This is a genomic window from Paraburkholderia sp. MM5482-R2 (genome assembly GCF_050436125.1).
GTDB lineage: Bacteria > Pseudomonadota > Gammaproteobacteria > Burkholderiales > Burkholderiaceae > Paraburkholderia > Paraburkholderia tuberum.
The window spans coordinates 481,157-502,309 of record NZ_JBNDLP010000004.1 but is presented as its reverse complement, the minus strand read 5'-3'; the positions used below and the strand labels follow the sequence as shown (position 1 = coordinate 502,309).

The window sequence follows — 21,153 nt, the reverse complement described above, 5'->3', positions numbered from 1 at the left end:
TACGCATGAACGGGCGCTGCCCCACGTACTGGTTGCGTGGCGGCACATCGAGATGGCAAGTACCGACATGCACGTCGATAAGTAGCACTAACGTATCAACGAAGCTTGTTTTATGCGTCCGCGCTGATAGCGAACCGTGCTTGCTGGCACTCGGGTTTGCACGGCATCGGGAAACTTTCTTACCTGGGTTATCACCCGTCTTGTGAACATCGTGAAACATTCCGGCCCTATCGCGCAGGCGCCTGCGCGTCGCTTCTTACCTTCCCTCGTCCAATCTCCGCAGTGCGCACGCATGGTGCTTGCGGCTTGCTGCGCGGTCATGCTCGCGGCATGCCACCAGCGCGAAGCCGCCGCTCCAGAGCTGAAGCCCGTGGTCGCCCTGGCCGTCCACGCTGACGGACGCACGGCAAGTGCGTCGCTGCCGGCTCAGGTGCAGGCGCGCTACTCCACGGCGCTTTCATTCAGAGTGGGCGGCAAGATCATCGAACGGCGCGTTCGCCTCGGCGACGCCGTCAAGGCGGGGCAGGTTGTTGCGCTGCTCGACCCGACCGATCTGCGCAGTAACCTGGCCAACGCGCGAGCGCAGCTCGATGCCGCCGAACACCGGTTCGTCTACGCGAAGCAGCAGCTCGATCGCGATCAGGCGCAGGCGCAGGCAAACCTGATTGCACCGGCGCAGCTCGAACAGACGCAGGACGCGTACGCATCCGCTGTTGCGCAGCGCGACTCGGCGCTCGCCCAGATGGCGCTCGCCTCGGACAATCTGCGCTATGCGACGCTGACTGCGGACCACGACGGCGTGATTACCTCGGAGGACGCCGACACGGGCCAGAACGTTCAGGCAACCCAATCCATCTATCACCTCGACTGGACGGGCGACGTAGACATCGTCTGCGACGCGCCCGAGCGCACGCTGAGCTCGCTGACAGTCGGCAGCATGGCGCGCGTAACGCTGCCCGCGCTACCCGGCAAGACCTTCGAGGCCCGCGTGCGCGAGGTGTCGCCTAGCGCTGATCCGCAAAGCCGCACCTGGCGCGTCAAGCTCACCCTGAACGCGCCCAGCCCTGCAGTGCGCCTCGGCATGACGGCCACCGTTGCGTTCGATGTCGCCGGTGACGCGTCGGGCGCACAGCCGTTCACTGTGCCGGTGACGGCGCTCTTTCATCAGGGCGAGCACCCCGCTGTCTGGGTGGTGCGTACCGGCACCGACACACTCGAGCTGCGTCCTGTGACGGTGCAGCGATACGACGAGCGCACGGTCTCCATCGCATCGGGCCTCCGCGACGGCGACCGCGTCGTGGTGCAGGGCGTACACGCCGTTAGCACGGGCCAGCACGTGCAGGTGGTGGCGCCCCTGCATCGGGAGGATTTCCCGTCATGAACTCCCGTGACCAAGAACCCGTGCGCGAGAGCGCGCCTGTCCCGTCTTCCGGCGCAGACAAATCTGGCGAAGGCAGCTTCAATCTTTCCGCCTGGGCGCTGCGTCACCAGCAGCTCGTGATCTTTCTGATCGGGCTCGCCACGCTGTTCGGCGTGATCGGCTATACGAAACTCGCGCAGTCGGAGGACCCGCCGTTCACCTTCCGCACGATGGTGATCAAGACCTATTGGCCTGGTGCGAGTGCGCGCGAGGTGCAGGAACAGATCACGGACCGGATCGGCCGCCAGCTACAGGCCGCGCCGAACATCGACAACATCAAGAGCTACTCGCGGCCTGGCGAGTCGATGATCTTCTTCGCCATGAAGGACTCCGCGCCCGTCAAGGAAGTGCCGGAAACCTGGTATCAGGTGCGCAAGAAGGTCGGCGACATTGCCGCGACGCTGCCGAAGGGAACCGTCGGCCCGTTTTTCAACGACGAATTCGGTGACGTCTACACCAACATCTATGCGCTTGAAGGCGACGGCTTTTCGCCGGCGCAACTGCACGACTACGCTGACGAGCTGCGCACAGTCCTGCTGCGCGTACCCGGTGTGGCGAAGGTCGATTATTTTGGCGACCCCGATCAGCACATCTTCGTCGAGATATCGAATGCGCAGCTCACGCGGCTTTCGATCACGCCGCAACAGCTCGCGCAGGCGATCGACGCACAGAATGCCGTGGCGCCCGTCGGCACCATCACGACCGCGGACGACCGCGTGTTCGTGCGGCCGAGCGGCGCGCTCAAGGATGTGCAGGCGCTCTCCGACATGCTGATCACCATCAACAAGCGCACGTTCCGGCTGGGCGACATCGCGAAGATCACACGCGGTTATGACGACCCGCCGGCGACCCAGATGCGCGTCGGCGGCCAGGCGGTGCTCGGCATCGGCGTGACGATGCAAAAGGGCGGCGACGTGATCGACCTCGGCAAGGCGCTCGACGCAAAAGCCGCCGAACTGCAGGCCACGTTGCCGGCGGGTCTGAAACTCGCGGCGGTTTCGAGCATGCCGCACGCGGTCAAGCACTCGGTGGATGAGTTCGTGAGATCGGTTGGCGAAGCGGTGGCGATCGTGCTGGTCGTGAGCCTCGTCTCGCTCGGCTTGCGCACCGGTATGGTCGTCGTGATCACGATTCCGATCGTGCTGGCGGTGACGGCGCTTTGCATGCACATGTTCAATATCGGGTTGGACAAGGTTTCGCTCGGTACGCTCGTGCTCGCGCTGGGCCTGCTCGTCGACGACGCGATCATCGCCGTCGAAATGATGGCGGTGAAGCTGGAGCAAGGCTGGAGCCGGGCGCGCTCGGCAGCGTTCGCGTATACCAGCACGGCGTTTCCGATGCTCACAGGCACGCTCGTCACCGTATGCGGCTTCCTGCCGATTGCGCTCGCCAAATCGAGCACGGGCGAATACACGCGTTCGATCTTCGAAGTGTCGGCCATCGCGCTGATCGTTTCGTGGTTTGCGGCCGTCGTGCTGGTGCCGTTGCTGGGTTATCACCTGCTGCCGGAACGCAAGCCTGAACCCGGCGGTGCGCACCATGATCCGCATGAAATCGGCAACACCGGCTTCTACCGGCACCTGTCGGGATGGGTTGCGTGGTGCGTCGAGCGTCGATGGGTCGTGCTCGGCGTCACCGTCGTGCTTTTCGCGATTTCCATGCTGGCCTTCACGCGCGTGCCGCAGCAGTTCTTCCCGAACTCGGAACGGCCGGAACTGCTGGTCGATCTGCGATTGCCGGAAGGCGCCTCGTTCGAAGCGACGCTGCGTGAAGCGAAGCGCCTGGAAAAGGTGCTCGACGGCAAAGCCGAGATCGACCACTTCGTCGACTTCGTCGGCACCGGCGCGCCGCGTTTTTACCTGACGCTCGACCAGCAGCTTCAACAACCGAATTTCGCGCAGTTCGTGATTACCGCAAAAAGCGTGGAAAACCGCGAGGAACTGATGCGTTGGCTCGACGGCAAACTCGAGAAGGACTTCTCCGGCGTGCGAGCGCGCGTCTCCCGGCTCGAGAACGGTCCGCCGGTCGGCTTCCCGATCAAGTTCCGCGTGAGCGGCGACGATATCGCGACCGTCCGATCGATTGCGCAGACGGTGTCGGACAAGGTCCGCGCCGATCCCCGCACGCGCAACGTCCAGTTCGACTGGGACGAGCCGGCGGAGCGCTCGATCTCGTTCGAGATCGATCAGAACCGCGCGCGCCAGCTTGGTGTCACGTCGGAAGACGTGTCGAACTTCCTCGCGATGACGCTATCGGGCTACACGGTGACGCAGTACCGCGAGCGCGACAAGCTGATCAACGTCGATCTGCGTGCGCCAAAGAGCGAACGTGTCAATCCGGCGCAGCTGACCAGTCTCGCGATTCCGACGCCCAACGGCCCGGTGCCGCTCGGTTCGCTCGGCCACGTGCGCAATACGCTCGAGTACGGCGTCATCTGGCAACGCGACCGCCAGCCGACCATCACGGTGCAGGCGGACGTGCGCGGCGACGCGCAGGGCATCGACGTGACCCACGACATTGAACGTGCGCTCGCGGCGGAAACCGCCCGGCTGCCGGTCGGCTATCGCATTCAGGTGGGCGGCGCGGTCGAAGAAAGCGTGAAGGGCCAGACGTCGATCAATGCCGAAATGCCGTTGATGATCATCGCCGTGCTGCTGTTGCTGATGATCCAGCTCAAGAACTTCGCGCGGACCTTCATCGTCGTGCTGACGGCGCCGCTCGGCCTGATTGGCGTCGTGGCCGCGCTGCTGCTGTTCGGCAAGCCCTTCGGCTTCGTCGCGCTGCTGGGCGTGATTGCCATGTTCGGCATCATCATGCGCAACTCCGTGATTCTGGTCGATCAGATCGATCAGGATATCGCGGCAGGGCAGCCGCGCTTCGACGCGATTATCGGCGCAACGATAAGGCGTTTCAGGCCGATCATGCTGACTGCCGCCGCCGCCGTCCTCGCGCTGATTCCGCTGCTGCGCTCGGGCTTCTTCGGTCCGATGGCGACCGCACTGATGGGCGGTATCACGATTGCCACGGTACTGACCGTGTTCTTCCTGCCCGCGCTGTACGCGGCGTGCTTCAGGGTCCGGCACGACGAGCGCGGAACGCAACCGGTCGTCGCCGAGCAGATGGAGGTTTGATGATGAGCTTCGCCTACAAGACATCCGTGATGGCCGTGGCTGTGGCCATCGCACTGACGGCCTGCACGTTCGGCCCGAACGGCGCACCCCCGGCGATGCCTTCGCCTGCGCACTACGGTGCCGGGGCACAGCCGGCGAAGACCGTCGCAGCGGGCGGCGTGGCGCAGCAGTTCGATATCGGCGCAGTGGGCGTTCCGCAATGGTGGCAGCTTTACCGGTCGGACGCGCTGAGTGCACTGGTCGAGGAAGGCTTGCGCAACAGCCCCACGCTCGGGGCCGCGCAGCGGACGCTCGCAGCCGCGCAGCAGGAGCTGCGCGCCCAGGTCGGCGCATCGACGCTGCCTTCAATCGATGCTGCCGCACAAGTCGATCGCGGGCGTTCACCGCTTGTGCCCGGCATTGGCCCCAGCGAGGTTCGCTATAACTTTTTTGCCGGACAGGTTCTCGCGTCCTACACCTTTGACCTGTTCGGTGCGACGCGTTCGGCGAATGCGGCCAGCGCCGCTCGCGTAGACGTACAGGCGTATCAACTGGAGGCGGCGCGGCGCGCGCTGGCGGCAAACATCGTCGGTACGACGATCAGCGTGGCGGCACTCGATCGCCAGATCGCGCTCACCGAACGGCTCGTCGCCGTGGCCAGGACGGCCGCGGACGAGGACCAGCACCGCTATGCACTCGGCTCGGTCTCGCGTGCGCAGGCGCTTGCGTCGACGCAGGATGCGGCTTCGGCTGCGGCGAGTCTTCCTGCGTTACGCCAGCAGCGCGCCACAGCCCTCCATGCGCTCGCGGTGCTGATGGGCCGCACGCCGGACAACGCCCCGGCCGTTCCCGATCTCGACAGCCTGACGTTGCCCGAACACGTGCCCGTCGTGGTGCCGTCGGACCTGCTGCGTTCGCGCCCCGACGTTCAGGCAGCCGACGCCGCCGTGAAGGCCGCTGCCGCCGATGTCGGCGCTGCGACCGCGCAGCTCTTTCCGAGCCTGTCGCTGACGGCCTCGATGGGCCGCGGCGGCTTTAGCTGGCCGGCGGTGCTCTCAGGAGCGGGCGGACTCTGGGCCATTGGTGCGAGCCTGTCGCAACCGATCTTCCATGGCGGCGCGCTGTTCGCGCACCGCAAGGCGTCGATCGATGCTTACGATGCGGCGGTGCTGAACTACAAGTCCACCGTTCTGTCGGCGTTCCAGAATGTCGCGGATTCGCTTGCCGCGCTGGATAACGACGCACAGACACTCGCGTCGACTGAAGCAGCGGCACAGGCAGCGCAGGCGGGATTCGACGATACCGCGTCGCGCCGCCGCATGGGTTCGCTGCCGTCAACGGCGGAGCATGCCAGCGAGCAGCGCTTTCTCAACGCACGGATCGGCGCCGTGCGCGCGGCAAGCCAGCGCATGAACGATACCGTCGCACTGTTCCAGGCGATGGGCGAACTGCCGCCGGGCCAGCCGCAAACAGCGTCGTCGCAATGATCGCGTGTCGGTGAAGACGGGAAGAGCGACCTGCCGATCAGGCCGCTCTTCCTCGACTGTACCGGCGGGTATCGGAGCAGTCGTTTGCTATCCGAAATAAGAATGCGCCCACGCACGGGAAGGTCAAGCCGGACTTCACGTGCATCGAACGCGCCAGAACTTCAGGTTGTCCAGTTCCCTGTATGGAATATAAGAAACTGATCGCCTGTCACGAGTGCGATCTGCTGTTTCGCAAGCCTCTGCTGCGGGGCGGGCAGACTGCGAGCTGCTCGCGCTGCCGTGCGGGCCTGGAAGGAACGCAGGGAGCGAGCGTGCCGCTCGACCGGATTGGTGCGCTCACCGTTGCAGCTTTGATCACATTCTGTATTGCGCAGGCTTTCCCGGTCATACAACTGCAGACCAACGGTATGACGTCGGAGGCGACGCTATTCGGCGCGGTGCGCTCGTTGTGGACGGGGCACATGCGCATCGTCGCAACGATGGTCTTTTGCTCGGCGATCCTGTTTCCGCTGATCGAACTCCTCGCCCTTCTCTATGTGCTCGTTCCGCTGCGCCTTGGCAAGGTAGTACGTCATTTCAATCGAATGCTTCGCGTCGTGCAGCTCATCCGTCCATGGGGCATGATCGAAGTGTTCATGCTCGGCGTGGTCATCACGATCGTGAAAATGGTCAGCATGGCGCAGGTGATCCCTGGGCCAGGACTGTTTGCATTCGGTGCACTCACGTTGATGTTGGCGTTTCTCGCCACTTTCGACCCGCGCGTGCTCTGGTCGACGCGGGACGAAATAAAGTTTCGACAACCCGCTGAGATCCGCTGGACCAGAGTGAAGCGCAGGTGCGCCCCGCGAGCCCCGACGTTCTTCGGCCTTAAGCCCGCGCCGGCGGCGCATATGACGGCGCGCAGCGCCGGGCTCATAGCCTGTCATACCTGTGGACTGGTGCAGAAGCACATCGCGGCGTCGTCAGAGCAGCGCTGCTCGCGGTGCGAATCGGTGCTGCACACGCGCCATCCCGATAGCGTGACGCGCACGTCGAGTCTGGTTCTTGCCGCCGCGCTCGCCTACATACCCGCGAATCTGTTGCCGATCATGCACGCGTCATCCCTCGGCCACTCGGAGGACGACACGATCCTCGGCGGCGTGGCGTACTTCTGGACTTCAGGCGACTGGCCACTCGCCGTCGTCGTGTTCGTAGCCAGCGTCGTGGTGCCGATGCTCAAACTCGCCATTCTCACGCTGCAAATCGTAGCGGCCCGTCGCAGTCCGGACTGGCAGCCGCTCGAACGCGCGAGGCTGCATCGGCTCGTCGAGTGCGTGGGCCGGTGGTCGATGCTCGATGTCTTCGTCGTCGCTCTGACGGTCGCGCTGGTGCATTTCGGTTCGTTTGCGGTTGTCACTGCCGGTCCGGGCGCGCTGGCTTTCGGCGCGGTGGTGATTCTCACCATGCTCGCGTCGCATCAATTCGATCCGCGGCTGATCTGGGACAACGTCCGCTGCGGGCCAGCGCGTGCTTCACGGCGATGAACGAATACCGTGCTAGCGGCGTCCGCACTCCTAAATAACCTCATATTTGCGAACTACTCTCCGAGCGATGCATCTTCCCACGCCACCCAGACCTGACATCAAGCCACGAAAACGCTGGATTCCCTCCCTCATCTGGTTAGTGCCGCTCATCTGTGCGCTGATCGGTGTGGCGCTGGTAGTCAAATCCGTCACCGACAAGGGACCGACAGTGACGGTCACGTTCAGCAACGCTGAGGGCATGGAGGCGGGCAAAACGAAGGTCAAATACAAGGACGTGGAGATCGGTTCGGTACAGGCGGTCGCGCTGTCAAAGGACCTGCAGCACGTCATCGTCACGATCGAGCTGACCAAACAGGCAGAAAAATTCGCAAGCCGCGGCACGCGCTTCTGGGTGGTTCGCCCGCGCGTGGGCGCTAACGGAATCTCGGGCCTCGGTACGCTGCTCTCCGGCGCGTATATCGGTGTCGACGTCGGGCAGTCTTCGGAAAGGCAAACCGCATTTGTCGGCCTCGAAAGTCCGCCGATCGTCACGTCCGGGCAGCCGGGGCATCAATATACGTTGAGGGGCGACTCCCTGGGCTCCGTCGATATCGGCGCGCCGATCTTCTACCGTCGCATCCAGGTGGGCCAGGTGGTCGGCTTCTCGCTCGATCCGACCGGCGCGGGCGTGGTTGTCAATGTTTTCGTCAATGCCCCGTTTGACCGGTATGTCGGCACCAATACACGGTGGTGGCACGCAAGCGGTGTTGACCTCCGTCTCGATTCGAATGGATTGAAGCTCAATACACAATCTCTGGCGACGGTGGTCGTCGGAGGCCTGGCGTTCCAGTCGCCGCCGGGTCAGGACGCCGGACAACCGGCCGCTGACAAGGCGGCGTTCCGACTCGCATCGGACGAGTCGGACGCGATGCGCGAGCCCGACGGCGCGCCGCTCAATGTCGTGATGCGGTTCAACCAGTCGCTGCGCGGCCTGTCTGTCGGCGCTCCCGTCGACCTTCGAGGCATCGCGCTGGGGCAGGTGACGGACATCGGTATCGAATATAACGAAAAGGAGAAGAGTTTCAGCATGAAGGTATCGATGGCGCTGTATCCCGACAGGCTCAGCCGGCGCTCCAACGAAGCGCTACCGGCTCCGAACTCGCAGGGTGGTCATGAGTTGCTGGAAAACCTCGTCATGGAGGGAATGCGCGGTCAGTTGCGAACCGGCAACCTGCTGACAGGCCAGCTATTCGTGGCGCTCGACATGTTTCCGAAAGCGCCTCGGGCGAGCGTCGATGTTCATCGCAATCCTATTGAACTGCCGACTGTGCCTAACACCCTCGACGAACTTCAGGTGCAGATTGCCGATATTGCGAGGAAGCTGAATCAGGTGCCGTTCGACAAGATCGGAGCCAACCTTAACGGCGCACTTGAAAACGCCAACAAGCTGTTCGGGCACATGGACACGGAGGTCGTTCCGCAAGCCCGCGACACACTGGCGGCCGCGCAGAAAACCTTCAGTACCGCCGAAACGACGCTCCGGCAGACCGCGCCCCTGCAGTCGGACATCCAGGATGCGATGCAGGAAATGACACGCACCCTGCAATCCCTCAATGCGCTCGCCGATTATCTGGAACGTCATCCCCAGGCGCTCCTGTTCGGCAAGAAAGGAGACCAACGGTGAAACTGATCCAATCCCGCGCGCGGCGCGCGATCGCCCGTATTGCGACCGTCATGGGTCTGGCCGCGCTGAGCGCCTGTGCTTCCCCGCCGGCCCGCTTCTATACCCTCGGCACTGACAGCGAACCGACGCGTGCAAACGTTTCGGTCAGTCCGGCCTTCCGGATCGACATGCGCACAGTGAAGGTGCCGGTTTCAGTCGCAAGGAGCCAGTTCGTCGTACACGTCGATGCGGCGCGCGTCAGGATTCTGGAAAACGAGCGCTGGGCATCGCCGCTTGCAGACGAGATCCGCAATGCGCTGCTCGCGGCCGCGACTCGACAGGCGGGCGGCCCCGACACGTACCAGCCTGGTCACGCCGAGGACGCTCGCACGTATCAGGTCTCCGTCGACGTGCAGCGTTTTGAATCGTGGCCGGGCTCACACGCGCTGCTTGACGTCACCTGGAGTGTACGCAAGTCGAACGACTCACGAACATTGACCTGCCGCAGCATAGTCAGCCAGCCCGTATCGGCCGGCTACGATGCACTCGTCAACGGCCATCGAATCGCAGTGAGAAGGATAGGCACTCAAATTGGCGAAGTCGTCCGGGAATTTTCGGCGGCGCCGTTCGAGTCCGCCGTTGCACCGGCGCGCATCCCTGCGAGTACGAGAAGTTCGGCGTTGTTATGCCCGGCTCTAGCAGGCTGAACCGATACAGGAATTGGTGCCTCACGCACCGGGATGGAAATGGAACGAAACCGCCACCGCAACTATGTGGGAACATTCAAGATCGTCGGGACCGATGCTTGCAACAGCAGCGGGAACGACGATTCCTGTTTGCGCAAGGAGCGCGAGCCGATTGCTAGCGTCGAGGCTTTAGCAGGTGATTGAGTTTAATCGCTAGCGGCCCGACCGGGCTTCTCCGCCGGGCCGCACCCGGCTGACTTCAGGCCGATCAGACCGATGGCGCCGGACCTCTTGATTCAATCGGCGTCGACAGTCTCCTCCACGACCGGCAGCGGACGCGCTGCAATCTTCTCCGCCTCCGCGCGCTTGAGTCCGAGTGTCTGCAGCAGCATTGCTGCAGTACGCTCAGGGAAGTGCTCCCCGCTAAAGCCAAGCTCCTTGAGTACGCTTGCCGCGGGCGCACCCGGTGCGACGAAGTTCAGCTCGGCGGCGATTGCACAGAGGACCGTACCGGCTACCGCAAGAAATCCGATGAACGGGTCGGCGACCACAAAGCGCTTCGCGGCAATGCCATTCACAATGTCGCGCAGCAGCCGCTGGCCCAGTCCGCGGCTCATCGCATGCGTTGGAATAAACCCTTCACGTACCAGGAAACGTCCCCACACGGGGTCTTGCTGCGCACGCAGGACCGTATGACGCACGGAGACAGCGATCACCTCGGCCGGGTCGGAAAGGCCAGCGGCGAGGCGATCCATCATGTTAGCGAAATCCTCGAACACCTCGTCGACAAGCGTCGCGTAAATCGCCTCCTTCGATTCAAAGTGGTTGTAGAACGAGCCAAAGCCGACATCAGCGGCTTCGGTGATTTCATTGATCGCCACGCCCTCCATGCCTTTTTCGGCCATCAGCCTGAGGGCGGCGTCGAGCAGACGGGCACGCGTCTCGCGCTTGCGACGCGCACCGCGCGGCTCGCGTTGTTCGGGAATGGCAACGGGGGCGATTGGCGCCGCACGGGTAGGACGCTTTGTAGTGTTCGGCATGATGGATCCAAGCTTTGGTTATGCCTAAGTATAGATCGTAATGTCTAGGTTGACAAAACGCTCACGAATGACTTTAATGTCATTAAAGGCGACCCGAAGGCCGGCCTTACATACAAGTACAACAGACAACATCTGGAGTGACTGTGGAGACAGCAGCAAAGGACGGCGCCGCGCCGTCGAGCCGGCATGAACAGGTTCGTCCGCCGATTGGCGCATTACCGTCGGTGGTTGACGTCTTACTGGTGGGTTGCGGACCCGTCGGTGCAACGATTGTCAATCTACTGGCGCGCTACGGCGTGCATGTATTGATTGTCGACAAGTCAACCGAGGTTTCCATCGCGCGCCAGGCAATCGAGTTGGATAACGACGCGCTGCGCATCCTTCAGCTTGCGGGCATTCGGGAGCACCGTGCGCAGCCCGAGGAATCGCAGATCCAGCCGAAAAAAACAACTAGAAGAGGTGTGTTTGTCAAAGGCCGCTCGCCGACGAAGCTTGTGCGCGGCGCAGTCATTGGACAGGGGCGGGTACGTGGTTCGGATGGCAAGGCGCGTCCGAGCGACGAGGTGTTCGGGCAGGGCCTGGCGCTGATTGGATTTGGCACAGATGCCCGAGCCTCGCTCGATTTTTCTGAGGCAGCAGCTTTCGCGCGTGCCGGCGGAAGTACTGTGCAGATCGCACACCGTGGAGAGCGGCCGCATCTCGCTCGGCATGACAGCTGGGAGGACCTCGACGGTGTGTTCCTTCCGCGTCTCGTACCGGTTGGTTGGGCCGCCGTGGTGCGGCCCGACAAGACCGTCGTTCACGATGGCCCGGCGACCGATGCATCGCGGCTCGTGCGCGAGAGTCTTTCCTTGCTCGGTCAGCACTGCTGGGTCATGCAGTGATCGCGAAGCCGCATGCCGTCTCGAAACCCCATTCACACCGTGTGATTTCTTATCGCCATGAACCTGACCACTGTACAACCAGCCCGTCACCCCGATCCTACGACGAAAGCGTCGGCATTGGCCTATCTGATATTCGACCGGCCAGATCTCGAGAAAGCCGAGCAATTTCTCAGTGACTTCGGGCTCCGAACGGTATCGCGCGGTGAAGCGCTCCTGCTGCTGCGGGGAACGGGTGCTTCACACTTCTGCTATCTCGTCCGGAAGGCCTCGAAATCCCGGTTCGTTGGTTTTGGGCTACAGGTCGACAACAGGGCCGAGCTTGATGCACTTGCAAAACTGCCGGGCGCCTCGGACGTCGAACGCTCGCCCCTGCCCGGCGGCGGCTATACGGTACGGCTGACCGATCCTTCAGGCTTTCGCGTCGACGCGATATGGGGCCAGCAGCCAGCTTCGACGTTGTTTCATCGGCCACCTTTGCCGTTCAACTCCGTGGATGCGACGGTCCGGATCAACGGCACGCAGCGACCGCCCGAAGGCGCGCCGGAAATTATCCGGCTCGGACACGTCGTGCTCGAACTCGTTGACTATCAGGAAACCTGCGCGTGGTATACGCGGCATTTCGGCTTCATCCCCAGCGATGTGCAGGTGCTTCCCGATGGTTCGCCCGCCGTCGCGTTCATGCGGCTCGATCTCGGCGACAAGCCAGCCGATCACCATACGCTCGCGCTTGCACAAGGCTTCGTGCCCACCTACAGCCATAGCGCGTACGAAGTCGTTGACGCCGACGCGGTTGGCATGGGCCAACGCATTCTGCGCGACGAAGGTTGGACGCACGCGTGGGGGATCGGCCGGCATAAGCTGGGCAGCCAGATCTTCGATTACTGGCAAGACCCATGGGGCGACAAGCACGAGCACTATTGCGACGGCGACCTCTTTACGGCGGACGCGCCGACGGGTGTCCATGCGGTGAGCCGCGAGGCGATGGCCCAATGGGGACCGACGATGCCACGCAGCTTCACGAAGCCCAGGTTCACACCCGCGAGCGTCGTGGCACTTTTCAGAAACCTGCGCCGCAGCCCCGACCTGACGTTGAGCAAGCTGCGCACGTTGGCGAAGCTTTTCGCCTGAACCACCCCACTTTCATAGAATCCGGAGATCGATAAATGGCACTTCACGTTCTGCATTACCTTCATGATGGCCGCGCCCAGTGGGGCGTAGTCGCCAATGGCGCCATCACGCCGATTCATGGCGAATTCAAGTCGACGGCCGAGTTTATTGAAGCCAATCCCGTCGAACGGCTGGCGGTACTGGACGGTTCTCCGATTCCCGAATCGGATGTGCAATGGCTGTCGCCCGTGACGGCCAACCAGCAGTTCATCTGCCAGGGCGCGAATTATCGCCAGCATATGATCGACTCGGGCATGGACCCGGACGTGAAGAAATTCAACATGATCTTCACGAAGGCGACGAGCTGCATCGTTCCTGCCGACTCGCCCCTCGTGAAGCCCAGGGAGGTGCAGTTCCTCGACTACGAGATCGAACTCGGTCTGGTGCTCAAACGCGACGTCACCTCCCGCGAAACGGTCACCGACGAGAACCTGCATGAGTACATTGCTGGCGCCGTGATCGTCAACGACTACTCCGCGCGCGATATCCAGATTCCGCAGATGCAGTTCTACAAGGGCAAGAGCTACCGCACGTTTGGCCCTGTCGGCCCTTACCTTTGCCTCCTTGAGAAACATGATATTCCGAAGTTGAAAGAGCTCGTGCTGACACTGACGGTCAATGGAACTGTCCGCCAGAATGACACGACTGCGGGTCTCGTCTATGGACCGGCAGAGACCTTGACGGAGCTTTCCGGCGTGCATGATCTGCGCATCGGTGACCTGCTCGCGACGGGCACGCCATCTGGCTGTGCACTGAGCATTCCGTCGCCCGAAAAGCAACGCGCCGCGGCGCAGCTGCCTGAAGCGGAAAAATGGCGTCTTTTCCTGAAGATGCAGGCGGACAGGCCGCAGTACCTGAAGGTGGGGGACGTCGTGGAGGCGCATATCGTCAGCCACGATCGCTCGATCAATCTGGGCGTGCAGCATAACGTCGTTGTGGAAGAGGCAGCATGAAAGGCATCGCAAACGTAGACGAAGTCCTTGCCATCGAAACGCAAGGGCTGCCGGCGGATCTCCCGTCGAGCACCTACGAGATGATCTGCCGGGGCGCGGCGATTAATCCATCGGCACCGGCACTTTCGTTCTTTGCAACGGCCGACGACTATCGGAACGCCGAGTGCTGGACATATGGTGAACTCGTCCGAGATATCACGCGCACCGCGAACATGTTCTCGCGCCTCGGAGTACAACGCGACTCAGTCGTCGCATATGTTCTGCCCAACCTCCCTGAAACGCACTTCGTGATCTGGGGTGGGGAGGCCGCCGGAATTGTCTGCGCGATCAATCCATTGCTTGAGCAGGAAGCCATCGGCCAACTCCTCAACGCTGCAGGCGCCAGCGTGCTGGTAACGCTGGCGCCGTTTCCCGGAACTGATCTTTGGCAAAAGGTACAAGCGGTGCTGCACAAGGTTTCTTCGCTGAAGGATCTGGTGCTCGTGAATCCGGCCGAACGTGTGACGGGTTCAAAACAGTCCGCGACGCGGATGCTGCAGCGTAACGAGTGCTCAAGGCTGCACGGCGAGGGCGGCGTGCGAGGCGCGGTTCCTGCGCATATCGAGATCCACGACTTCGGCGTTGCCATCGCGCAGGAGTCGGGAACGGTACTTCAAGGCGCGCGGCACTTTGGCGCCGACGACGTGTCGTCGTACTTCTGTACGGGCGGGACGACCGGCCTGCCGAAAATTGCGATGCGCCGCCACGGCAATGAGGTGGCGAATGCCTGGAGCACGGGTCAATTCTTCGGCGACAGCGTCGGGCCAGGCAAGACGCTTTTCTGCGGACTGCCACTCTTCCACGTGAATGCCGTCATGGCAACGGGTCTCCTGCCTTTTTCAAAAGGCGCCCAGGTCGTGCTCGGCACGCCACAAGGCTATCGCGGCGATGGCGTTGTCAAACGTTTCTGGGAAATCGTCGAGCATCACCGCATCAATTTCTTCAGCGGTGTCCCGACGCTTTATGCGGCGTTACTCGATATTCCAGTCGGCGAGCACGATGTGAGTTCGCTGGAGTACGGACTGTGCGGTGCGGCTCCCATGCCGGTCGAAGTTTTCCGGACTTTTCAGGAAAGGACGCGCATCCGGATTCTCGAGGGCTATGGCCTGACCGAGGGGACCTGCGTGAGCAGCGCCAACCCGCCGCTGGGGGAGCGCAGGCTGGGCTCAATCGGGCTCCGCATTCCGGGCCAGGCGATGAAAGCCGTCATCGTCGACGCTGACGGGCGATATGTACGGGATTGCGAGATCGATGAGGTCGGCCTGCTGACTATTTCCGGCCCGAACATTTTCCTCGGGTATATCGTGCCCGAGCAGAACAAGGGGCTCTGGCTGGACCTCGGCGATGGCAGGTGCTGGCTCAATACCGGCGACCTCGGTCGATGCGATGTCGATGGTTATTTCTGGCTTACTGGTCGCAAAAAGGAAGTGATCATTCGTGGCGGTCACAACATCGATCCGGCAGCGATCGAGGAACCGCTCTATCGCCATCCCGCCGTCAAGATCGCGGCGGCGGTCGGTCGTCCCGATGCACACGCCGGGGAGTTGCCGATTGCCTATGTCCAGCTCAAACCGGGTGCAACCGCGACTGAGGACGAACTCGCCGAGTTCGTGCGACTCGAGATAGGCGAGCGCGCGGCACTGCCTAAACGGATCAGAATCCTGGATGCGATGCCGTTGACAGGCGTGGGCAAGATTTTCAAGCCGGGGCTGAAACAGCGCGAAACGGTAGACGCGTTACAGTCGGCACTCGTGGAGGCTGGCGTCGAGGGAGCAACCGTTAGGATCATTGAAGATACTTCGCGCGGGCTTTCGCTTCACGTCGAACTTCCCGACCCCGCGCTCGAAGCAGTGGCGACTTCCGCGCTCGGGCGCTTTCCGTTCGCATTTTCGCTTTCGGTTGCCGCGAGGCCATCGCGGAGCGAGCAATGTTGATGTACCAGCGGCGATAGAGACGCACAGCAGGTCAAGGTGATAGGAGCCTGACATCAGCGGGGGCGTTCAGTCCCGCGCACGCGGCTCGATGCGGCGTTTCAAACGCCAGTGTCATGAGTTAAACGCTCGCGTCGGTTTAGAGGAAAGAGGATGAATACTGCCTCAGAAAGGTCCTTGCGCTCGCTTGTTGAAAAATGGCTCGGGCCAATATCGGCGACTGCGTGGTAAGGATAACGCGAAAGCGTATTTCCACATAACGTGTACGAGGCAGTAGCGGTGTTCTAAGCATTCGTGCCTATTTCATGTCATTTAGTAAAACTACCTAATCAGACATAACCGGCGGACCCGATAAGCGGTCGAAGCCTATGAGGAACGACGCAACGACCCCAGACGGAGCGCCGCATCGGTTCCACAGGAAGCACCACGGGTTCACAAAAATGCCCGGGCAACGAGACAGGAGAAGACACGTGAGGAATTACCGACGAATGATCAGCTCTGCCGGTATGGCGGCTTGCCTCTGCTCGGCTGCGCTGACCGACAATGCAAACGCCCAGTCGGCGGGAAGCATTACGCTGTCCACAGGATGGCTTCACATCGCGCCACAGGGCGACGCAACGCCACTCACCGTGGAGAGTATTGGCGGCGAAACGGTGAATCGCCAGCTAGCCGGTAGTGGGGCGCATGCGACGTCAACGAATACGGTGGGAATTACCACCGAGTACTACGTCACGGACAACATTGGCGTCGCGATGCTTCTGGGACTGCCATTGACAGTAAATCTGGTTGGCGATGGGACGCTGGAGAAGTATGGCAACCTCGGCTCGACGAGGCCAATGCCGCCCGCCATCGAACTTCGATACCACCTGTTTTCGGCCGGCTCGAAATTCCGTCCATTCATCGGTTTGGGTGTGAACTATACGTGGTTCACCCAGGTTCGGACAACCAATAGCCAGTTTGTCACTGATAGCGTTGGTCCAGGTGGTTCGGCACACGCAACACTCAGTTCATCGTGGAGTCCGGTATTCGAGATCGGGGCAAGTTACGCCATTACAAAACACTGGTCTGTCGGAACCTCTGTGAACTATATGCCGGTGAAGACCAACCTTACGTTAGACGGACACACCGCGACTGGAACGCAGATCGTTTCCAAATCGACGCTCCGGCTCGATCCGCTTAGCGTCTTCCTGAACGTCGCCTACACGTTCTAGCGCGTACGACTCGTTAATGCACCGATCGAGAGATTTGAATGCCCATCGAAGACATCGACTACGTTATTTTTCGCGCCCCGGGCCTGGCTGCGGTCCGCGACGTCATGCCACCGCTAGCGCACCCCGCTTCCCTTTGGATCGAATAATGAAACGACAGGTCCTCAAGACTATTCTTTTTGCTTTGCCCAAGGTTCTTGGCCTGACGGCACGCCGCTTTCCCGCTTATCGTGATCGCCTGAAGGAGCGCGATCTCGTGGCCTGGATCGGACTCGCGGACCAAAGCATCGGTCGCGTCATCAGATTAAAGAACGGACGTGTTCGGTCCAGCGCCGGCAGGCATCCGCGGCCCGACGTGAGCATGGTCTTCAAGGACGTCGCCACCGCCCTGAAGTTCCTTTCTCCCAATCCGGACCAAGGCGAAATCATCCACGCTGCCAAGAACTTCAAGGTGGTCACCGAGGGCGAGGACGAACTGCTGGTTTGGCTCATGCAGACCCTGAGCATGATGCGGACCGTCGGCCTGCCGATGGGCACGCCTTTGCGCGACGGCACCCGCCGCTTCACCACTTGCACCAACGGCGGGCCTCTGTTCGTCTACGTCAAGGATGGCCGCGTCGTTCGGGTGACGCCCATCGAGCTGGACAGCACGGATGCGCCAAGTTATGTGATCGAGGCGCGCGGCCGCCGTTTCAGCCCGCCACGGCGTGGCCTGGTCGCGCCCCACGCGTTGACGCTCAAGTCGCTGGTCTATTCCGACAAGCGCATCCTTCACCCCATGAAGCGGGTCGACTTCGACCCTGACGGCGAACGCAATCCCCAGAACCGGGGCAAATCCGGCTATGTGCGTATCAGTTGGGACGAGGCCCTGGACATTGTCGCCAGGGAAATCAACCGGCAGAAGCGCGTTCACGGTCCCGGTTCCATCACCTTCCCGATGTCGTCCCATCACCAGTGGGGCAACGTGGGTTACTACCTCAGCGCGCTGACGCGCTTTGCCAACCTGATCGGCTTTACCCGGGTTGCGGCCAATCCGGATAGCTGGGAAGGCTGGTACTGGGGTGCCATGCATCATTTCGGCAACTCGATGCGCGTCGGCGTGCCATCCGGCTATGGTGGCGTCGAGGATTGCCTGAAGGAAGCCGACATGATCGTCTTCTGGTCCTGCGACCCCGAAAGTACCAACGGGGCCTATGCGGGATTCGAGGGGACTCCGCGGCGCCTGTGGGCCAAGGAACTCGGCATTGAGTTCGTTCATATCGACCCACACTGCAACCCGACCGCGCAGTTGCTGGGCGGGCGCTGGATTCCGGTCCGACCGCAAACCGATGCTGCTCTCGCCACCGCCATCATGTACGTGTGGGCCGTGGAGGGCCTGTACGACGAGGATTACATCGCCACCCGCACGACCGGTTTCGACGAGTGGAGGGCCTATCTTCTGGGCGAATCCGACGGCGTTCCCAAGACGCCCGAGTGGCAGGAGGGCGAAACCGGCGTGCCCGCCAAGGACGTCCGTGCGCTTGCGCGCCGATGGGGGAACAGGAAGGTCCATCTCGCGGTCGGGATGACCGGCGCGGGATTCGGCGGCGCGGGCCGCGGTGCGACCGGAGCGCAATGGGCGCGCTGCATGATCATGATGATGGCGATGCAGGGCTGGGGCAAACCGGGGGTCAATTTCGGCTGCCTTGAAGCCGGGGTGCCCCACGACCTCCATTTCTATTTCCCCGGCTACGCGGACGGCGGTATATCCGGCGACTTGGCGTGGACCGCCAATGCGGTGAACAATTACCAGCGCATGCCGCACATTCTGTCCATGAATCCGGTCAAGCAAATGGTCCCGCGGCAGCAACTGCCCGACGCCATCATCAACGGCCATGCGACGGGCTACCTTTGGGACGGCATGTCCCAGGAAGCCCAGTTCGCGCCGTTCAGCTACCCCATGCCCGGATATTCGCCGATCCACATGATCTACCGCTACGGCGGGTCCGCCTTCAGCACGGTGACGAATTCCGGACGCTGGGCTGAAGCCTACCGGCACCCGAGCATCGAGTTCGTGGTCAACCAGTCGATCTGGATGGAGGGCGAGGCCCAGTTCGCCGACATCATCCTGCCGGCGTGCACCGCGCTGGAGCGCTGGGACATCGGCGAATGGGCGAATTCCGGCGGCTACGCCCATCATGGGTTTAGCACGGTCAATCATCGCGTGATGACGCTGCAGCACAAGTGCATCGAGCCTTTGGGCGAGTCCCGTTCCGACTACGACATCTTCACTGCCATCCTGACCCGGCTGGGCCTTGGCGGGGTGTTCACCGAGGGATGCAGCGAGCTGGACTGGGTCAAGCGGGTCTTCGACTCGTCGGATCTGCCCGATCGCATTTCGTGGCGCGAGTTCTGCCGCAAGGCCTATTTCGTCGTGCCGCCCGAAAAGCCCGAGTTGCGCCATCCGGTGGACATGCGCTGGTTCGCGGAGGGACGGCGCAAGGACCTGCAGGAACCCCATCCGCTGCCGTCCCAGTTCGCCGAAAAATTCGGCATGGGCCTGCAGACGCCGAGCGGCAAGCTGGAGTTCGTGCCCGAGTTGCTGAAGCGGCACACTGCGGACAATCCCGAGCGACCACCGCTCAACCGATACATCCCGTCCTGGGAGGGGCTGCGTTCGGACCTGGCCCAGCGTTATCCGCTGCAGTTGATCGCCACTCACAGCCGTTACAGCTTCCATACCCATTGTGATGGCAAGAACTCCTCGGTCAACAGCATCGATGACCATCGCGCGCTGATTGGCGGGCACCGCTTCTGGCTGCTGAGGCTTGGTCCGGCCGACGCGGCTATTCGAGGCATTGCCCATCGCGACCTCGTCAAGGTGTACAACGACCGCGGCGCGGTGATTTGCGCAGCCGACGTCTCGCCGCTGGTTAGCGCGGGAGTGGTCAAGTCGTATGAGGCGAGCGCCGAATTTCAGCTGGTCGAAATAGACGGCGAGTGCGTCGAGATTGGCGGTTGCATGAACATGCTCACCCCTGACCGGCCTCAAACCGCCGGCACGAGCAGCATGAGCCCAAATTCCTGCCTGGTGCAGGTCGAGAAGTGGCAAGGCACCGAAGCGTTCATGCTCGGTCGCGCCGCGTGAGGAATTTCGAATGAGCAAGTGGAACCTGATTATCAAAGTGGGGCGTTGCGAGAACTGCCAGAACTGCGTGATCGCCGCGCGGGACGAGCATGTCGGCAACGACTTCCCCGGTTATGCCGCGCCCGCCGCCGCCAATGCCGACAGCCCGATCCAGATCCTGCGCCGCGTCCAGGGCGACTCGCATATGGTCGAAACCACGTATCTGCCGGTCATGTGCAACCACTGCGACGAAGCGCCTTGCTTGCGGGTGGGCGGCGACGCCATTCGCAAGCGCGCCGACGGCGTCGTCATCATCGATCCGGACAAGGCTCGAGGCCGCAAGGACATCGTGAAGTCCTGCCCGTACAAGGCGATCGTCTGGAACGATGAGCTGCAACTGCCGCAGACCTGGATTTTCGATGCCCATCTACTCGACCAGGGCTGGCCGCAGCCGCGTTGCCAGCAGTCGTGCCCCACCGACGTCTTCGAGACGGTCAAGCTCGATGACGCTGCGATGGCCGAGAAGGCCCAGCGCGAGGGGCTCAAGGTCTTGCGGCCTAACCTGGGCACGAAGCCGCGCGTGTGGTACAGCGACCTCGAGCGCTGGGAAACCTGCTTCATCGGCGGAAGCGTCAGCGCGCGGATGGGAGATGTGGTCGAGTGCGTCACGGATGCGGTCGTAGCCCTTTACCTCGGCAATCAGAAGGTGGCGGAGACTGTCTCTGACTGCTTCGGCGATTTCCGCTTCGGTGGTCTCACCAAGGGAAGCGGTCTTTACAGAGTCGAAATCCGTCATGCCCTCGGCAGCGCCTGGCGCAAATGCGAATTGGGCGAAAGCGTTTACCTTGGGGAGCTCAGCCTCGCACAGTCGACAAACGGTATGGAAGTCGCGTGATCATGGGCACCGCAACGAAGCTGCTTGGCATGAGACGGGCGGACCGCTCACGCTTCAGGATG

General features: G+C 62.2%; 14 protein-coding genes. 13 read left to right on the top strand and 1 reads right to left on the bottom strand.

Going from position 1 to position 21,153, the window contains the following annotated elements; genetic code table 11:
* The first annotated feature begins 292 nt into the window (after nt 1–292).
* From OKW37_RS38345 to OKW37_RS38320, 6 genes are all read left to right on the top strand, one after another.
* On the top strand, nt 293–1,381 hold the full coding sequence (locus OKW37_RS38345) for an efflux RND transporter periplasmic adaptor subunit (protein ID WP_429402521.1): 1,089 nt from the start codon (nt 293–295) through the stop codon (nt 1,379–1,381).
* On the top strand, nt 1,378–4,551 hold the full coding sequence (locus OKW37_RS38340; RefSeq protein WP_429402165.1) for an efflux RND transporter permease subunit: 3,174 nt from the start codon (nt 1,378–1,380) through the stop codon (nt 4,549–4,551). Before OKW37_RS38345 ends, OKW37_RS38340 begins: the two co-directional genes overlap by 4 nt.
* Before the next feature lie 2 nt (nt 4,552–4,553).
* The gene (locus tag OKW37_RS38335) at nt 4,554–6,017 is read left to right on the top strand and encodes an efflux transporter outer membrane subunit (RefSeq protein ID WP_429402522.1); all 1,464 of its coding nucleotides are present in this window, start codon (nt 4,554–4,556) and stop codon (nt 6,015–6,017) included.
* 182 nt (nt 6,018–6,199) lie between these two features.
* Nucleotides 6,200–7,540 (top strand): paraquat-inducible protein A, encoded by a 1,341-nt coding sequence (locus OKW37_RS38330; RefSeq protein ID WP_429402167.1) that lies wholly within the window; start codon nt 6,200–6,202, stop codon nt 7,538–7,540.
* Nucleotides 7,541–7,607: 67 nt separating this feature from the next.
* The gene (locus OKW37_RS38325) at nt 7,608–9,203 is read left to right on the top strand and encodes an intermembrane transport protein PqiB (protein ID WP_429354780.1); all 1,596 of its coding nucleotides are present in this window, start codon (nt 7,608–7,610) and stop codon (nt 9,201–9,203) included.
* A 50-nt stretch (nt 9,204–9,253) separates the two neighbouring features.
* Nucleotides 9,254–9,889 carry a PqiC family protein gene (locus OKW37_RS38320; protein ID WP_429402169.1) on the top strand — a complete coding sequence of 212 codons (636 nt, stop codon included), beginning with the start codon at nt 9,254–9,256 and terminating at the stop codon, nt 9,887–9,889.
* A gap of 275 nt (nt 9,890–10,164) precedes the next feature.
* On the opposite strand, the gene OKW37_RS38315 is transcribed toward OKW37_RS38320, so the two are convergent.
* The gene (locus tag OKW37_RS38315; RefSeq protein WP_184059133.1) at nt 10,165–10,908 is read right to left on the bottom strand and encodes a TetR/AcrR family transcriptional regulator; all 744 of its coding nucleotides are present in this window, start codon (nt 10,906–10,908) and stop codon (nt 10,165–10,167) included.
* Between the two features lie 143 nt (nt 10,909–11,051).
* Between OKW37_RS38315 and OKW37_RS38310 the strand changes: the two genes are divergently transcribed.
* The 7 genes from OKW37_RS38310 to OKW37_RS38280 all read left to right on the top strand — a co-directional run bounded on the left by OKW37_RS38310 (nt 11,052) and on the right by OKW37_RS38280 (nt 21,091).
* Entirely contained in the window at nt 11,052–11,792 is a 741-nt protein-coding gene (locus tag OKW37_RS38310) for an FAD-dependent monooxygenase (RefSeq protein ID WP_429402172.1), read from the top strand.
* 57 nt (nt 11,793–11,849) lie between these two features.
* Entirely contained in the window at nt 11,850–12,920 is a 1,071-nt protein-coding gene (locus OKW37_RS38305; RefSeq protein ID WP_429402174.1) for a VOC family protein, read from the top strand.
* A 35-nt stretch (nt 12,921–12,955) separates the two neighbouring features.
* Entirely contained in the window at nt 12,956–13,912 is a 957-nt protein-coding gene (locus OKW37_RS38300) for a fumarylacetoacetate hydrolase family protein (RefSeq protein ID WP_090811777.1), read from the top strand.
* Entirely contained in the window at nt 13,909–15,885 is a 1,977-nt protein-coding gene (locus tag OKW37_RS38295; protein WP_429402176.1) for an acyl-CoA synthetase, read from the top strand. Before OKW37_RS38300 ends, OKW37_RS38295 begins: the two co-directional genes overlap by 4 nt.
* Nucleotides 15,886–16,370: 485 nt before the next feature.
* Nucleotides 16,371–17,093 carry an OmpW/AlkL family protein gene (locus OKW37_RS38290; protein WP_429402178.1) on the top strand — a complete coding sequence of 241 codons (723 nt, stop codon included), beginning with the start codon at nt 16,371–16,373 and terminating at the stop codon, nt 17,091–17,093.
* A gap of 145 nt (nt 17,094–17,238) precedes the next feature.
* The gene (locus tag OKW37_RS38285) at nt 17,239–20,217 is read left to right on the top strand and encodes a molybdopterin-dependent oxidoreductase (protein ID WP_429402180.1); all 2,979 of its coding nucleotides are present in this window, start codon (nt 17,239–17,241) and stop codon (nt 20,215–20,217) included.
* Nucleotides 20,218–20,227: 10 nt separating this feature from the next.
* Entirely contained in the window at nt 20,228–21,091 is an 864-nt protein-coding gene (locus OKW37_RS38280; protein WP_429360330.1) for a 4Fe-4S dicluster domain-containing protein, read from the top strand.
* Nucleotides 21,092–21,153: the final 62 nt, after the last annotated feature.

Bases quoted from the DNA above. Each gene is read 5' to 3' on its own strand.
- OKW37_RS38345 (WP_429402521.1), top strand. From the start codon at position 293: ATGGTGCTTGCGGCTTGCTGCGCGGTCATGCTCGCGGCATGCCACCAG.
- OKW37_RS38340 (WP_429402165.1), top strand. From the start codon at position 1,378: ATGAACTCCCGTGACCAAGAACCCGTGCGCGAGAGCGCGCCTGTCCCG.
- OKW37_RS38335 (WP_429402522.1), top strand. From the start codon at position 4,554: ATGAGCTTCGCCTACAAGACATCCGTGATGGCCGTGGCTGTGGCCATC.
- OKW37_RS38330 (WP_429402167.1), top strand. From the start codon at position 6,200: ATGGAATATAAGAAACTGATCGCCTGTCACGAGTGCGATCTGCTGTTT.
- OKW37_RS38325 (WP_429354780.1), top strand. From the start codon at position 7,608: ATGCATCTTCCCACGCCACCCAGACCTGACATCAAGCCACGAAAACGC.
- OKW37_RS38320 (WP_429402169.1), top strand. From the start codon at position 9,254: ATGGGTCTGGCCGCGCTGAGCGCCTGTGCTTCCCCGCCGGCCCGCTTC.
- OKW37_RS38315 (WP_184059133.1), bottom strand. From the start codon at position 10,908: ATGCCGAACACTACAAAGCGTCCTACCCGTGCGGCGCCAATCGCCCCC.
- OKW37_RS38305 (WP_429402174.1), top strand. From the start codon at position 11,850: ATGAACCTGACCACTGTACAACCAGCCCGTCACCCCGATCCTACGACG.
- OKW37_RS38300 (WP_090811777.1), top strand. From the start codon at position 12,956: ATGGCACTTCACGTTCTGCATTACCTTCATGATGGCCGCGCCCAGTGG.
- OKW37_RS38295 (WP_429402176.1), top strand. From the start codon at position 13,909: ATGAAAGGCATCGCAAACGTAGACGAAGTCCTTGCCATCGAAACGCAA.
- OKW37_RS38290 (WP_429402178.1), top strand. From the start codon at position 16,371: ATGATCAGCTCTGCCGGTATGGCGGCTTGCCTCTGCTCGGCTGCGCTG.
- OKW37_RS38285 (WP_429402180.1), top strand. From the start codon at position 17,239: ATGAAACGACAGGTCCTCAAGACTATTCTTTTTGCTTTGCCCAAGGTT.
- OKW37_RS38280 (WP_429360330.1), top strand. From the start codon at position 20,228: ATGAGCAAGTGGAACCTGATTATCAAAGTGGGGCGTTGCGAGAACTGC.